The organism is Methylocaldum szegediense (assembly GCF_949769195.1).
Classification (GTDB): domain Bacteria; phylum Pseudomonadota; class Gammaproteobacteria; order Methylococcales; family Methylococcaceae; genus Methylocaldum; species Methylocaldum szegediense.
Genome location: NZ_OX458333.1, coordinates 667,675 through 682,588 on the forward strand (window position 1 = coordinate 667,675; position 14,914 = coordinate 682,588).

At 55.7% G+C, this 14,914-nt stretch carries 10 protein-coding genes; 7 read left to right on the top strand and 3 right to left on the bottom strand.

The window, feature by feature from the left end:
- Window positions 1-28: 28 nt before the first annotated feature.
- On the top strand, window positions 29-1,303 hold the full coding sequence (waaA, locus tag QEN43_RS02940) for a lipid IV(A) 3-deoxy-D-manno-octulosonic acid transferase (RefSeq protein WP_026610312.1): 1,275 nt from the start codon (window positions 29-31) through the stop codon (window positions 1,301-1,303).
- Here waaA and QEN43_RS02945 read toward each other — a convergent pair.
- The gene (locus QEN43_RS02945) at window positions 1,300-4,203 is read right to left on the bottom strand and encodes a bifunctional diguanylate cyclase/phosphodiesterase (RefSeq protein WP_317963689.1); all 2,904 of its coding nucleotides are present in this window, start codon (window positions 4,201-4,203) and stop codon (window positions 1,300-1,302) included. The genes waaA and QEN43_RS02945 overlap by 4 nt on opposite strands.
- A 199-nt stretch (window positions 4,204-4,402) precedes the next feature.
- Here QEN43_RS02945 and QEN43_RS02950 point away from each other — a divergent pair, with 199 nt between their 5' ends.
- From QEN43_RS02950 to QEN43_RS02970, 5 genes are all read left to right on the top strand, one after another.
- On the top strand, window positions 4,403-5,869 hold the full coding sequence (locus QEN43_RS02950) for a mannose-1-phosphate guanylyltransferase/mannose-6-phosphate isomerase (RefSeq protein WP_026610313.1): 1,467 nt from the start codon (window positions 4,403-4,405) through the stop codon (window positions 5,867-5,869).
- A gap of 29 nt (window positions 5,870-5,898) precedes the next feature.
- Window positions 5,899-6,990, top strand: coding sequence for a redox-regulated ATPase YchF (gene ychF / locus QEN43_RS02955; RefSeq protein WP_026610314.1), 1,092 nt, complete (start codon window positions 5,899-5,901; stop codon window positions 6,988-6,990).
- A 393-nt stretch (window positions 6,991-7,383) separates the two neighbouring features.
- Entirely contained in the window at window positions 7,384-7,893 is a 510-nt protein-coding gene (locus QEN43_RS02960; protein ID WP_026610315.1) for a transcriptional repressor, read from the top strand.
- A 94-nt stretch (window positions 7,894-7,987) separates the two neighbouring features.
- Window positions 7,988-10,075, top strand: coding sequence for a TonB-dependent receptor (locus QEN43_RS02965; protein WP_026610316.1), 2,088 nt, complete (start codon window positions 7,988-7,990; stop codon window positions 10,073-10,075).
- Window positions 10,076-10,349: 274 nt separating this feature from the next.
- The gene (locus QEN43_RS02970; RefSeq protein ID WP_026610317.1) at window positions 10,350-11,660 is read left to right on the top strand and encodes a citrate synthase; all 1,311 of its coding nucleotides are present in this window, start codon (window positions 10,350-10,352) and stop codon (window positions 11,658-11,660) included.
- A gap of 344 nt (window positions 11,661-12,004) precedes the next feature.
- On the opposite strand, the gene QEN43_RS02975 is transcribed toward QEN43_RS02970, so the two are convergent.
- A complete protein-coding gene (locus QEN43_RS02975) occupies window positions 12,005-13,534 on the bottom strand; it encodes a GGDEF domain-containing response regulator (RefSeq protein WP_317963690.1) in 1,530 nt (509 codons plus the stop codon).
- Between the two features lie 373 nt (window positions 13,535-13,907).
- Here QEN43_RS02975 and QEN43_RS02980 point away from each other — a divergent pair, with 373 nt between their 5' ends.
- Complete coding sequence (locus tag QEN43_RS02980; RefSeq protein WP_036268258.1) at window positions 13,908-14,291, top strand: hypothetical protein; 384 nt, start codon at window positions 13,908-13,910, stop codon at window positions 14,289-14,291.
- A gap of 15 nt (window positions 14,292-14,306) precedes the next feature.
- On the opposite strand, the gene QEN43_RS02985 is transcribed toward QEN43_RS02980, so the two are convergent.
- Complete coding sequence (locus QEN43_RS02985) at window positions 14,307-14,804, bottom strand: response regulator transcription factor (protein ID WP_084162031.1); 498 nt, start codon at window positions 14,802-14,804, stop codon at window positions 14,307-14,309.
- Between the last annotated feature and the right edge of the window lie 110 nt (window positions 14,805-14,914).

The following is a 14,914-nucleotide window of genomic DNA, read 5'->3' on the forward strand; positions in this document are numbered from 1 at the left end:
ATACAGACCGCGATCGCCTGCTCGCCCAGTGAGGCTATTCTACTCAGCCCTGTTCTACATTTTCACGCCGGTTATCCTCGCACGTCTCTATTGGCGAGGACGCAAGCAGCCGGGTTACTCCGAGCGCTGGAGCGAAAGGCTGGCGCTCTACGATGCGGATCCGGAACCCGGTGTCATCTGGTTCCATGCGGTGTCTGTCGGCGAAGCCGAGGCCGCGTTTCCGCTGATTCGCGCGATCAAGCACCGATTTCCGGAAAGGACCATACTCGTTACCGCTACAACGCCGACAGGGTCGGCGCGGATCAAAGGGGTGCTCGGCGATACGGCAAGACATGTCTATTTGCCTTACGATCTCCCCGGTTGCGTGAACCGCTTCATTCGGCACTATCGACCGACGCTCGCGGTGGTGTTGGAAACCGAGATCTGGCCGAATCTCTACCACGCCTGTGGAAAATGCGGCATACCGCTGGCCATTGTCAACGCTCGTCTCTCCGAACGATCGGCGCGCGGTTACCTTAAACTTCGATCTCTGACGCGGGAAAGCCTTTCGCATGTACGCCTAGTCGCGGCTCAAACCGCGGAAGATGCCAAACGGTATATCGCAATAGGCGCCGATCCGAAATCCGTGGTCGTGACCGGCAACATCAAGTTTGATTTGGAATTGCCGGCCACAGCGGAAGAGCGTGCCCAGGCCATGCGTCGTGCACTTTTCGGTCATCGCCCCGTTTTCATCGCCGGCAGCACCCATCCCGGTGAGGAAAGCATGGTTCTGGCTGCCTTCGCTTCACTTCGAAGACAGTTACCGGAAGTGCTACTGATTCTCGCACCGCGTCATCCCCACCGTGTGGCGGAGATCGTTGCGGAGTGCAGGAAATTCGGCTTTTCGACTCGGCTCAGAAGTGATAGGAACGCCGGTGACGAGCCGGTCGACGTATTTCTTCTTGATACCTTGGGCGAACTACGCAGTTTTTACGCTGCCTCGGACGCAGCTTTCGTTGGAGGTAGCTTGGTGCCCGTCGGCGGACACAATGTACTAGAGCCGGCTGCCGTCGGGCTGCCGGTTATATTCGGACCTCACCTTTTCAATTTCGCCGAGATCGGCAGCAAGCTCAAAGAGAGCGGCGGCGGAATTGAAGTGAAAAACGTCGAGGAGTTGGCGCATTGGGCGGGGCGCCTCCTGAGCGACAAATCGTTGCGCAGCGAGATCGGCGGAAACGGGAAGCGGTTTGTCTGCGAGAATCAGGGAGTAGTGCGGAAGATCGCCGAACTTCTAGGCGGATTGATCGGTACGGAGCAAAGTTAATCGCTCATGAGGGGGGTCGGCTGTCCGATAAAGTAGCCTTGTGCCATGTCCACGCCCAATTCGGCCAGGGCAAGAAGAGTGGCTTCATCTTCAACACCTTCGGCAATCACCTCAATGTCGTTTCCGTGAGCGAGCGTCGTGATGGCTGAAACGAATGCTCGATCCTGCGGATTGTCGATCAAGTTAGTGACGTAACTCTTGTCGATCTTGACGAATTTCACAGGCAGGTGCCGCAAATACGAGAACGACGCGAAACCGGCGCCAAAGTCGTCGATAGCAAAACGAAACCCTAAATCCGCCAATTCTTCCATGATTTCCTTGGCGGTTCCGAAGTCGGCAATGGCAGCGGTTTCCGTAATCTCGAAAATGAGTTGCTCGGGTTTGAGCGAACCGTTCTTCAACGCGAATTTCAAGGCGCTGGTCCAGTCGCGGTCGGTCAAGGCAGACCCGGAAAGATTTACGTGAATCGCGCCTGGCGGTGCCCGTTCGACGAAGTCAGTCAGCAGGCGGATATTGGCTTCGACGGCATAGCGGTCGATCTCGCTGATGAGCCCGGTTAGTTGAGCGAATTCGAGAAATTCCTCCGGCGAGACCAAGACGCCGTCGGATCGTTTTAGGCGTATTAAGGATTCGTGGAAACGGACTTCGCGCCCCGCAATGGAAGCGATCGGTTGATAATGAAATATCAGCCGGCGTGCCGCGAGAGCTTCCTGAATGGCCTGTTTCCAGAGTGTGCGCTCGCTGATGCGCTGCTTGGAGCGATCGTCGTAAGAGAATAAATAGACCCGGCCGCGCCCGCGGTCTTTCGCTTGATACATCGCGAGATCCGCGTTCGCCATGATCTCGTCCATCTCCGTGCCGTGCTCGGGAATCATGGCAATGCCGATGCTGGCGGAAATCCGAAAGATTTTCTGCTGAATCCTGAGCGGCTGCTCCGCGAGTCGGTGATTTAGGAGATTGGCGAAGGCCAGCGCTCCCTCCGGGGTTTGGTTCGGCATCAAAATAGCGAATTCGTCGCCGCCCAGTCTTGCGGCGATGTCGGTCTTGCGCACACGGTTTTTCAGCTCTTGGGCGATCTTGCGGAGCAGCGCGTCGCCGGCTAGATGACCGCTGGTATCGTTGATGTCCTTGAAATGATCCAGGTCGAAAAGAAGGATGGCGGCTCGTGTTTTGTTCCTTTCCACTTCAGCAAATTGGCGCTCCAGCTCCTGCTGAAAGCGATGGCGATTATAGAGGCCGGTTAGGGGATCATGGTTGGCAAGCCAAATCATACGGTTCTCCGCCTCGACTCGGTCCGTGACATCGAGGCCGACCGATAAGATCGCAATGCCCTCCGCGTTGTTTTCGTGGAGACGGGTGTGTACCCAAACCACGAAACGACGGGAACCGTCTTTACACAACAACTCCGCCTCATGCTGCAAGCGTTTCCGTTGCCCGCTCCACAATCCGATCAGCGCCTGTTCCAGATCATCGCCGATCTTGCTTTTCAAGATTAAGGACAGAAATTCCTTGCCGCCGAGATCGCTTTGGCTGTACCCGGTAATTTGTATGACGAAGTCGTTGGCGGTGAGAATTCGCCCCTCCCTGGTTTGAGTCAGAATGATGACTTGAGCCGTGTCGAGCAATCCTTGAACGAAGTCGCGTTCGGCGGCGAGTTCGCTGGTTTTATGCGTAATGGCCTGCGCTTGCGCTTCGAGTTGATGCGACAAAGTCACAGCGGTGGCACTTAGAATGGTGATTTCGTCGTTTAGCCCCGAGGTTCGGTGGGCAAGACGCTGTCTCGCTTCCATATACGCTCCTTGTGCCAACATGGGCAGCGTGTCGGCCAAGCGCCGAAGTTGACGAATCGGCAGACGCATCAGCAAAAGCAGCAGCAGTTCGGCGGTCAACAGGCTCACACCGCTCAGCAGGATACCGTCCCGAGTCGCGCTTCTAATTTGGCTCACCTGAGCGGTGACGTCGCTGATCATCAGGACCAGTCCTTCGGCCTTAAGCAAGTCACTGAGCGGCATCACGTCGATGGCGTAATAGCGGCCTTTCCAATGATGAATCTCCTTACTGGCGGCTATCGCATCGTCAGAGTGTTCCGACAAATGCTCCAGGAATGGGGCCAGGCGTTCGGAGTGGGTGAGCGCAGCGACACGCATCGACCACTTCGGGATTGCGTAGCCACTGCTTTCCGAGCTGTTCGAGGTCAGGATCGCGAGGTCCGAACCGGTCAAGGAGCGGTGTTCGACGACGAGCTGTGCGATGGATTGGGTAAGGCTGAAAACGCCGACGACCCGGCCACGGGATAAAACTGGCTGATAGGTGCTGAGCGCGCAATGCGGTTCGCACGACAATAATGACAATGGCTTTTCTTCCATGAATACTTGCCGAACGGTCGCTTGCTCTTCCGGACGCGGCGCTTCAGACTGAGCAGCATTGCCCCATTGCCAGAAGCGCTGTGCATTCGGTTTGAATAGCACAAGGCGCTCTATGTCCAGGTCGTACTGAAAATCATTGAAAACGTTGGCGGCCTGCTGTAACCCAGCAAAATTCTCTCCAGTCAGGGCCGAAGCGAAGCCGCCCACGGAAGCCAGGAGAGAGCCGATTTGCTGCAGACGTGACGTCGAACGGTCCAGCAAATCCTGAACTTGGCGGCTCAACAGGCGTCTATCGAGTTGACGCTGCTGCTGAAACTGATACTCGAGGTAAAAGTAGTTCAGTACGGCGAAGGAACTGCCGATCCCCACGATCATAATGCTGAGAAACAGAAAGCCCTTCCAAAACAGGCTTAGAAAAGGCGAGCGTGGTTCGGAAACGATCCCAGTGATATTGACCGAAGGAGGAACTCGGCGCAGTTCCGCCTGGCCAGCCCAACCGATGTTGAGTCCGTTAAGTAGTTTTCTGAATGTCAAGCTTGTGAACAGTAAGTGGCGGGCTTGGTTGTTTACTCCGACAACTTTTTCAGTATAAACCATGAAATCATTAGCGCTGTCTGTTGTACATGGACCCTATGCTGTGAAAGCGTGAATGGCATGGTAGAGCGGGATGGCTAGGACGGAGCCGTGTCGGCTATACTTTCCGACTAACGAGACGACTTTTTTAGGGAGAGCTATGACGATACCTGTGCAGCCCGTGGTGTTGTCCGGAGGTGCCGGCACTCGGTTATGGCCATTTTCGCGGGAAGCCTACCCGAAGCAATTTCTCTCTCTGACCGGGGATAAGAGCCTGTTTCAGCAGACCGTTGATCGGGTTTTGAGCACGGACCCTGAAGACGGCCATTTGGAATTTCTATCGCCACTGATTGTTTGCAATGAAATTCACCGTTTCATCGTGGCGGAACAACTCAGACTGCTGGGCGTGGAGGGGAGCGGAATTCTTTTGGAGCCGGTTGGAAAAAATACCGCTCCGGCGGTAACGCTCGCGGCTTTGCACGCCCAGGAGAGCGGTCGGGATCCGGTTCTGGCGGTCTTGCCTTCAGACCATCACGTTGAGGACGTAGCCGAGTTTCAGGCGCGAATGTCGAAAGCTGTGGAAATGGCTGCGAAGGGTGACATCGTTACTTTCGGCATCGTTGCCGAGAGTCCGGAGACTGGCTTTGGCTATATTCGGCGAGGTCCCGAAATCGAGGACGGGGTATACGTTCTCGACGGCTTTACGGAAAAACCGGACGCCAAAACGGCTGCCGAGTATCTGGCTTCTGAGCGCTATTACTGGAACAGCGGGATCTTCGTCATGCGGGTCGGCACTTGGCTGGAACAGATCGCCCGGCACCAGCCCGCCATTTTCGACGCCTGCAAAGCGGCTTTGGCGGCGAGCAAGCGTGACGGCGATTTCATACGCATCGACAAAGAAGCTTTTGCGAAGTGTCCCAGCGACTCTATCGACTACGCGGTTATGGAAAAATTGACCTCGGGATCGCAAGAGGGACCTAGAGGCGCCGTGTTGCCGCTGGACGTGGGTTGGTCCGATCTAGGTTCATGGCCTGCACTCAGCAAAGTGAGACCTCGCGATGGCGACGGCAATGTCACGATAGGCGATGTTTTTCTGAAGGATACCCAGAACTCATTGCTGTATTCGCAGAGCCGCTTCGTGGCGGCTGTCGGTTTGGCGGACGTCGTGGTCATTGAAACCACCGATGCCGTCCTCGTAGCTCACAAGGACAGAGCCCAGGACGTCAAAACGATTACCGAGCATCTCAAGAAGGCCAATCGGTCTGAACACATATTCCATACGAAGGTGCATAGGCCATGGGGCGATTACGAGTCGATCGACAACGGCCAGCGCTACCAGGTTAAACGCCTCACGATCAAGCCGGGCGCGACCCTTTCGCTACAGCTGCACCATCATCGGGCGGAGCACTGGATTGTCGTGAAGGGAACGGCGCGGGTGACCCGCGGCGAAGAGACTTTTCTCCTTACGGAAAACGAGTCCACCTATATTCCTCTCGGTGTCAAACATCGTCTTGAAAACCCCGGTACGATTCCTTTGGAAATCATTGAAGTACAGTCCGGAAGTTATCTCGGCGAGGACGATATCGTTCGGTTCGAAGACCGATACCATCGCCTCGAATCTCCGTAATCTACAGTTCTTTATAAGATTATTCACGTATGACGCTGCACTGCGGGATCGTGGGTTTGCCGAATGTCGGCAAATCCACTTTGTTTAATGCCCTGACGAAAGCCGCCATTGCGGCGGAAAACTATCCTTTTTGCACCATCGATCCGAATGTCGGCGTGGTTCCTGTGCCTGACCCTCGGCTAGATGCGCTGGCGGAGATCGTCAAGCCGGAACGCGTCGTGCCGACGACCATCGAATTCGTCGATATCGCCGGCCTGGTCGCCGGCGCTTCGAAAGGGGAGGGACTGGGAAACCAGTTCCTTGCGCATATACGGGAAACCGACGCTATCGCTCACGTGGTCCGCTGCTTCGAAGACGAAGATGTGGTGCACGTGGCGGGAAAAGTCGATCCGATTTCCGATATCGAAGTCATCAACACGGAGCTGACCTTGGCCGATCTCGCAACTGTCGACAAGGCTTTGGCGCGCGTTTCGAAATCCGCGAAATCCGGAAACAAGAATGAGGTGGCAAAGAAGCAGATCATCGAGAAGCTGTTGGAACATCTCGACGCCGGTCAGCCGGCGCGTACGGCGCCGCTAGACGACGAGGCTAAGGCGCTGATTCGCGACCTGCATCTTCTAACGATGAAGCCGACGATGTACATCGCTAACGTACGCGAAGACGGATTTGAAAATAATCCTTATTTGGACGCCGTGGTTGCCTTCGCGAAGAAAGAGGATGCTGTAGTGGTGCCGGTTTGCGCGGCTTTCGAGGCCGAAATCGCGCAATTGGAGGACGACGAAAAGGAAGAGTTTTTGAAAGAAATGGGACTGACAGAACCGGGCCTCAACCGTGTCATTAGAGCGGCCTATCAGCTGCTCAACCTAGCGACATATTTCACTGCCGGGGTTAAGGAAGTGCGCGCTTGGACCATTCCGGTCGGAGCGACAGCTCCTCGAGCAGCGGGAGTCATACACACGGATTTCGAACGCGGTTTCATTCGTGCCGAGGTGATCGCTTATGAGGACTTCATCGCTTACCGGGGCGAACAGGGCGCCAAGGACGCGGGAAAATGGCGTCTCGAAGGAAAGGACTACGTTATGAAGGACGGCGACGTCGTTCACTTCCGTTTCAATGTTTGAATCCCGAATTCGCCTCATTGGACTTCGGTCGTTTCGAATCGTCTGACCCGATCGTGCACGAAAACCGGTAGCATCAGACTACTGAAATCTCTCGTTTCAAGCGACATTCGCCTTTTGTTGCTCGGTACTCAAAACCGCCCCTGTCCTGGCGGGGCGGCTTTTAAAGAGCGCCCACGTGACCCTTTCGTAGCGCAACAAGTCCACTGGACGTCATAATCCATTAAGCAATCTCGAATCGCGAGCTTATCCTGAGCCTGTTGGTAGGGTCTGGCCCAAACCGAGCCGAGGGACTCTACGATTAATGCCCTCTCGATTGCCGAGTGGAATAAGACTTGCCCTGGCCATGGAAACGTTATAAAGTCGCAAATTTGCGAAGTCCCTGAGGCCCGAGCGATGAAAATCCGGACAACGCCTGTTCCAAGCGAACACACCGCGCCAAATCATGATCACCGCGACTGCGTCGATAGGGCGCTCCGCGTCGCAGAAGAGCTGTGTGCCCAACGCGAGGTCCGGCTGACGCCGATCCGCCGTAAGGTGCTCGAACTAATTTGGGAAAGCCATCGTGCGGTCAAGGCTTACGACCTGCTCGACAGGATTAAGCCGTACGAGCGGACCGCGAAGCCGGCGACGGTCTACCGTGCCCTTGAGTTTCTGATGGAGCAGTGTCTGATTCATCGCGTGGAAAGCCTGAACGCTTTCATCGGCTGCAACTGCTCCGAACAACGGCATGAGCAATTGCTGTTGATCTGTGAGCGATGCGGAAATGTCGAGGAAAGAATGGGAGCCGACGTCATGCTGGCGGTTGCAAAGGAAGTGGAACAGGCAGGATTTACCCTTCACCGAAAAGCCATCGAGATTCACGGGCTATGCGCCGATTGTCGGAAGGCCGAGGGCGGCACCTGAGCCAAGACATATAAGACCCGAAGCTGTGCGAGCGACGTAACGCGCAGCAAACTGTAACGCTATAACATTAGACAATTGCTGTCATGGAAGAACCATGAACGACCGAGTCGTCCTGTCGATCACTCTGGCCATATCTTTTGCTTCCGTGGCAGCCGAAGAGGACCCCGTCAAAGAGTTGGATTCTGTATTGGTTACCGCACCGGTGGATCGGCAGGCCGGGGAAACTGCGCGTCCTTTCAATGCGCTGACCGGCGACGAACTGTCGCGGAAAGCGGCGAACACTTTGGGCGAAACCTTGAATCAAGAACTCGGGGTGACGAGTTCGTCTTTTGGCGCCGGTGTCGGTCAGCCAGTCATTCGTGGGCAAAGTGGCCCCCGCGTTCGGGTTATGCAAGATAGCTTGGGGATTCAAGACGTGTCCACCTTGAGCCCGGACCATGCGAACGTCATCGAGCCGATTCTCGCTGAGCGGATCGAAGTGTTGCGGGGGCCTCAAACCCTATTGTATGGCTCCGGCGCTATCGGTGGTCTGGTCAATGTCATCGACAACCGAATTCCCGATCGACTGCCGGAAAGGCTTGTCACAGGCGCGGTGGAGCAGCGCTACAGTACCGTATCCGACGAAACGACGAGCGTGGTGCGCTTGGATGCGGGGCACGGTTTTTTCGTGCTGCATCTGGACGGTTTCTACCGCGACCGGAACGATGTCGGGATTCCGGGGTTCGCCATCGACGAGAAGGCGGAGGCGGCTGCACACGGCGCTGAGGGCCATGAAGAAGCCGTCGTCAATACCAAAGGCTATATCGCTAACACGGACGCGAGGGCCAGGGGTGGCACGGTGGGTTTCTCTCTTGTCGGCGACTCCGGATTCCTCGGCTCTTCGGTCAACCGTCTGGAAAACGACTACGGCATACCACCCGGCGCGCATGACCATGTACACGAGGATGGCGACGAAACTGATAGCTTGGACAGGATACGGGTCGATATGGAGCAATCTCGTTACGATTTCAAAGGCGAGCTGTACGATCCCGTCCCTTTTGCCGAGACGCTGAGGATGCGGCTCGGCTATACCGATTACCGGCACGTCGAACGGCACAACGGAGCCGCCGGTACCGTGTTCAAGAACGAAGCCGTGGAAGGGCGGATCGAACTGGTTCATACCGATGTCGGTCCCTGGCACGGCATGGTCGGTGCTCAGGTGCAAGATGGCGAGTTCTCAGCCTTGGGCGAGGAGGCGGTGGTACCGAAATCGAACATTTCTTCCTACGGCTTTTTTGCGGTCGAGGATATGCACTGGCGCGATGTTCTCATCGAATTGGGCTTACGTGTCGAGGTTCAGACGATCAGTCCGGAAGGTCGAAAAAGCCGTTCGCACACGCCAGTTAGCGCATCGGGATCCTTGGTGTGGGATCTTAGAGAGGACACAGTGGTCACTTTCGCCGTGACGCGTTCTCAGCGGGCGCCCCAGGTCCAGGAGCTATTCTCGAACGGGTTTCACGCCGCGACGCGGAGTTTCGAACGCGGCAACCCAGGGCTCAAGGAAGAAACATCCTACAACCTCGACTTGGGGTTTCGATACAACCCGGGTTGGGTGAGCGCCGAAATCAATCTGTTCCACAATTGGGTCGACGACTATATCTTTCAGCGCAGTCCGGGCGTGGTGTTCAATCGGGAAAATGAGCAATTCGAAGCCGTCTGTTCCGAACAGGATGTCTGTATTCCGGTGCTCGAAAGTACCCAAGTAGACGCCACCTTCAAGGGCTTCGAAGCGAGCTTGAAGTTCCCGGTGTTCGATCGAAGCTTCGGAAAGCTGGAGCTCACGCTGTTTTCCGACTACGTTCGCGGTCGGCTCGACCATGGTGGCGATGTCCCGCGCATGCCGCCGCTTCGATATGGTTTTCAGGTCGATTACAGCTTAGAAAACCTCACTGCTTTCGCCCGGCTGATGAATGTCGAAGCGCAGAATAAACCGGGCGAGAACGAAACCAGGACGGACGGGTATCTGCTCTTCAATGTCGGTGCGGAATACCGGCTGGCGATGGCGGATTACGCCGAGTTCATGGTATTCGTGAGAGGCAAGAATCTCTTTGACGAACCTATACGCAACTCCACGTCCTACCTCCGCAATATCGCACCGGAGCCCGGTCGTACTGGCGAATTCGGGATACGCGTCAATTTTTAGCGCGTAGGCCGCGGCAACCAAGAAAGCAGAACGAGGTTGCGCACCGCCTGATGATTGCTGATAAATTGGTCATTTCAAAATCGAGCGACAATCGTTGAATCTCGAAAAGTTTCGCGTTTTGCGATTCCATAGCGTCGGCCGTTTTCTTTTTCCGGAAATGTATCGACCGTAAGAAAGTCGGCCAAATTGCAAAGTATCGGCGCGCCCGCGGCTGCTCGCGAACTTACCGAGGGCGAGTAGAATCAAATCAGATCAAATCGAACGGGAAACCGACATGACTAATCAATATGAATACCTCAATTTAACTGATCCCGAAGGTCGACGTCTTACGTCTTTGCCGGTCATCAAGGGGACGATGGGGCCGTCCGTCCTCGATATTTCCAAGCTTTACAAAGAGGTGGGATGCTTCACGGTAGACCCAGGCTTTTCGGCAACCGCGAGTTGTGCGAGTGGCATCACCTTCATCGACGGCGAACAAGGCATACTGCTGTACCGAGGGTATCCGATCGAGCAGTTAGCGGCCCGCAGCAACTTCCTGGAGGTCACGTATCTGTTGTGGTATGGCAAGCTGCCGAACGAGAGCCAGTTGCAGCAGTTTACCCATGAGGTCGTGCATCACACGATGATCAACGAATCCCTGCGACTTTTCTACCAGGGATTTCATCATGACGCACATCCGATGGCGGTCTTGGTTGGGGTAGTCGGATCACTTTCCGCGTTCTATCACGATTACTTGGATATCCACGATCAGAAATCACGGGAGATGGCGGCGCTCCGTCTGGTCGCCAAGATGCCGACGATAGCGGCGGCGGCTTATAAATACACCATGGGACAGCCGCAAATCTATCCCAAGAATTCTTTGAGCTATGCGGGCAATTTCTTGCACATGATGTTTGCGATGCCGACCCAGCCCTACGAGGTCGATCCGGTGGCCGAGCGCGCGCTGGACTTGCTTTTGGTACTGCATGCGGATCACGAACAAAACGCGAGCACATCGACGGTACGTTTGGCCGGGAGCTCGGGCGCCAATCCGTTCGCGTGCGTCGCCGCGGGGATCGCGGCACTTTGGGGACCCGCACATGGCGGCGCAAACGAGGCGGTGATCAGAATGCTGCAGGAGATCGGAGACGCCAAGAACATACCCAAGTACATTGCCCGCGCGAAAGACAAGAAAGACCCGTTCCGGCTTATGGGATTTGGTCATCGCGTGTACAAGAATTTCGATCCGCGCGCGACGATTATTCGCGAAACTTGCTATCAGGTGCTCGAAAAACTGGCCGATAGCAGAGACCCACTGTTCGAGCTGGCGCTTCGTTTGGAAGAAATCGCATTGAAGGATGAGTATTTCATCGAGCGCAAGCTCTATCCCAACGTCGATTTTTACTCGGGCATCATTTATCGTGCCTTGAACATCCCAATGAGCATGTTTACCGCCATGTTCGCGATTGCTCGCACCGCCGGTTGGATGGCTCACTGGATGGAGATGATGGCTGACCCTGAACTGCGGATCGGCCGCCCGAGACAGCTCTACACCGGACCCGTCATGCGGGACTATGTGCCGTTAGAAGAGCGGAAGCAGCGTTAAAGCGAGCTGGACGCGTTTTTCCAGTTTTGATGCGGCGCTTTAATGCCTTGTTACGGTTCTTGGTCGGCAAGGGATTGCCGCCGATTGATTCCGAACGGGCTTTTCCTCCAATGCCGCCAGACGACATTGATCTCGGGGGTGGGGCAAGACCGGCTGGGCGCAAGCAATTGGCACTTTCGGTTTGGGTGAATCGAGTCGAGCATTGGCTCGTCGGAAATCCTTCGCCGGCCGGCCTGCGTTGGTTTGAGGAAACCGTCAGGAATGGATTCCCGACCTTCTCGTGGACGCCAGTACGGTCCGTATGAAAAAACCAGATGCGTGCGACGCCGGGCGTGCCGTCTCGTTCAGGCTTTCTTTCTTAGCGGCATCGCATTGGTATCCACGATCACCGGCCAGTCCGTCCTCCGGGGTTTCGCAGATGATTTCGCGGTAAGCGCATCTCTCAGCTCGTCGGTGTCCCGACCATCGAAGATGTAGGTGCGATCGCGGCCTTTCATCTTGGCGATGCGACATGCCGAATCAGCGTCCCGTAGCACGGACGCGGCATTGCCGCCCGCGGCCCTCAACGCCGTGATGCCGATGCTGACGCTTATCCATAAGTCTTTTCCCGCCCAGGACAGAGAACAGTTCTTGACGGCGTCCCTGAGGTTGTTTGCGACGATCCACGCCCGTTCGAGTGGACAGTTTTCCAGCAACAGGCCGAATTTATCACCGCCAAGTCTCCCGAGAATGTCGCTCTGTCGCAATCGTCGTTCCAAGGCATCTCCTACGGATTGCAGCAGTCGGGTGCCGGCAGCGCTCCCATATGTGTCGGTGAAAATTTTGAAATGATCGAGGTCGAGATAGCAAAGCACATGCTCGGCTTGGCTTTCTCGGGAGGAAGCCAAAAGATATTCCAGGTGCTGCTCGAATTCGACACGATCGCACAGCGTACGGTCCGGATTGGCGTTCGCGACCCGGAGCACGCTAGCTTCTTTTTGCAGTCGTGCCGCACGCTCGGCTTCCAGCTCATCGAGTCGCCGGCGATACTGCTCCAGTTCCCGTTCCAGTGCCTTATCTTTGTCGATGTCGACGAGCGTTCCTTGCAGGAACAGCGGGTGTCCGGCGTCGTCTCGAACGATATCGGCCTGATCGCGCATCCAGCGCACCTTGCCGTCGTGGGTGATCACGCGGTATTCGCAATAAAGCGGCACGTGACGCTCATACGTCGTCGCGAACTGTTCGATTACCGCCTCCCGGTCGTCAGGATGGATCCACTTGAGTAGCCCGATGCCTAGCGGGTCATCCAGCCAGGTTTCGGGACTGTAGCCGAGCTGCCTTGTCTGTGGGCTTACGTACAGCAGCTTTCCAGGCGCTTCCAGCGAGGCGATGTAGGTGATCGCGGGAATTTGCTCCACCAGCGCGCGGTACTTAGCTTCCGCCTTCCGCAATTGTTCCAGAGCTTCGTTTTTTTCCCTCAGAAGTCGAATCCGGCTGACGTCGTGGGCGATCAGATCCGGAAGCCGGTGCGCGAATGAGGGATCAAGGGGTTCCGCAAGATAGTCCGCGACAAGGTTCTTAGGGACACCGGTTATAGCTGCTGCACTCTCCTCGGACCTTACTACAATCACCGGAGCGAGGTCCTCGCCCACGTTCGCAGCCAAGTCGGCGAGCAAATCGCGTGTGTCGAAATCCGGCAGTTGTCCATCGACCACGATGCAATCGGGCGCCTCACTTCGGATCAATTTCAGCCCTTGACGGCCAGTGCTGGCTTCGACGACCTCGAAGCGATAGGTCGAATGCCCCTCGAGCGCCTGTTTATAGTTTCGGCGACACTCGGGATCACTGTGGATGAGCACGAGGCGAATAATCGGTGTCATGTTGATGGAGTTCATTGTGATAACTCTCGTTACAGTCCTGTAAGTACATCTGAACGGGCTGTTCTGCGGCCGAATCCGATGGCGGTGAGGGATCGGTTTTCTATGTCGACTGCTCGTGTCTATCCCTTTTGGTGGTGCAAAACTCTAGACCAAGTTGCGGCGTTCGATAATAAGTACAGTTGCATATCGGACGGGAAACAGGTCGATTTCCCTGGTTTCAGGAACTAGCGCTGCGTGGTCGTTGCCAATCGTTGCTTTGTGATAGGGGATGCGAAGGTTTTCGATGGCTGTCGTAGATAAAATTCCGGCATGCTCTAGCGCTAGGTATGATGTCCGAGGACGCGATGGATACGAACCTCATAGGCAGCGCAAGTTCTGCTTAATCGCAATGAACGTTACGCAAGTCAAAAGTTTTCTTATTCTGACGGTGTTGGCGATCATCGGTTTCGGACCTTTGTCGCTGACTTGCCTGATTGGCCTTTACATCGTACTCAGGAGGCCGGACTGGTTTTACCGAGTCGTGAAAAATCTTTATCGGGGTACGGCCTGCGGATCAGAGCACTGCCCGGAGCAGGACGAGAAACGCCGTTCGGCAACTAGGATGGCTAGGATTAAGACGTTCTTGTCGCTGTTAGTGCTGCTGGTGTTGGATATTGCACCAATTCCCGTGGCGGGCTCGATCGGTCTGTACGTTGTCGTCGCGCGGCCATGCTGGTTCAGGAGGCTGGTCGAAAAAATATATGGCGATATGGATACGCAATCCGACATCTAACTGAAATCGAAAAGCTCAGACCAGGCTTTTACGCTGCTTCGGTTCAGGACATGAGGAGGTACCTTCAAATTTCCAGATGAGCTGCGCACAGCGAAACGCCATGGCTGCGCGGGTTTCCACTCCGAGCTTGGAAAAGATCCTGCGGAGATAGCTGGCTACCGTCCATTCGCTAATATGCAGTTTATAGGCGACGAGTTTGTTGGGATAACCCATCGCCACAAGGGCGGCGATCTGCAGTTCTCTTGCAGAGAGTAATGTGGCGAGGTCGTCGCGCTCGCTGGCGTCGTTGGAATTGTTTTGGATTACGGTGTAGGCTTCGCCGTTGATCGTGAAGTTTGCGATTACGGAGGTTCGTTCCTCACCCGAGTGTTTAGGGATGGCCGCTTTTTCGGCGTATTCTGGCGAAGGAGTCCTCACAATCTGGCATGAGCGCCCGGCAATGGTAAATTCGCAGACAACGTCGGCGGGATAGGCTGGGTTGAACGTCGATGTCGGATACTTGCTGTTCTTCATGAACACATCCCCCTGAACTTTACTCACCAGGCCCGTAAATCCTCTCCTGGCATTTACGGGCTGCTGCCTAGGCCGGTACAGCCCCGGCCAGGCCTCACGCGGCTTGTCGC

Bases quoted from the DNA above. Each gene is read 5' to 3' on its own strand.
- QEN43_RS02950 (WP_026610313.1), top strand. From the start codon at position 4,403: ATGACGATACCTGTGCAGCCCGTGGTGTTGTCCGGAGGTGCCGGCACT.
- ychF (WP_026610314.1), top strand. From the start codon at position 5,899: ATGACGCTGCACTGCGGGATCGTGGGTTTGCCGAATGTCGGCAAATCC.
- QEN43_RS02960 (WP_026610315.1), top strand. From the start codon at position 7,384: ATGAAAATCCGGACAACGCCTGTTCCAAGCGAACACACCGCGCCAAAT.
- QEN43_RS02965 (WP_026610316.1), top strand. From the start codon at position 7,988: ATGAACGACCGAGTCGTCCTGTCGATCACTCTGGCCATATCTTTTGCT.
- QEN43_RS02970 (WP_026610317.1), top strand. From the start codon at position 10,350: ATGACTAATCAATATGAATACCTCAATTTAACTGATCCCGAAGGTCGA.
- QEN43_RS02975 (WP_317963690.1), bottom strand. From the start codon at position 13,534: ATGAACTCCATCAACATGACACCGATTATTCGCCTCGTGCTCATCCAC.
- QEN43_RS02980 (WP_036268258.1), top strand. From the start codon at position 13,908: ATGAACGTTACGCAAGTCAAAAGTTTTCTTATTCTGACGGTGTTGGCG.
- QEN43_RS02985 (WP_084162031.1), bottom strand. From the start codon at position 14,804: ATGAAGAACAGCAAGTATCCGACATCGACGTTCAACCCAGCCTATCCC.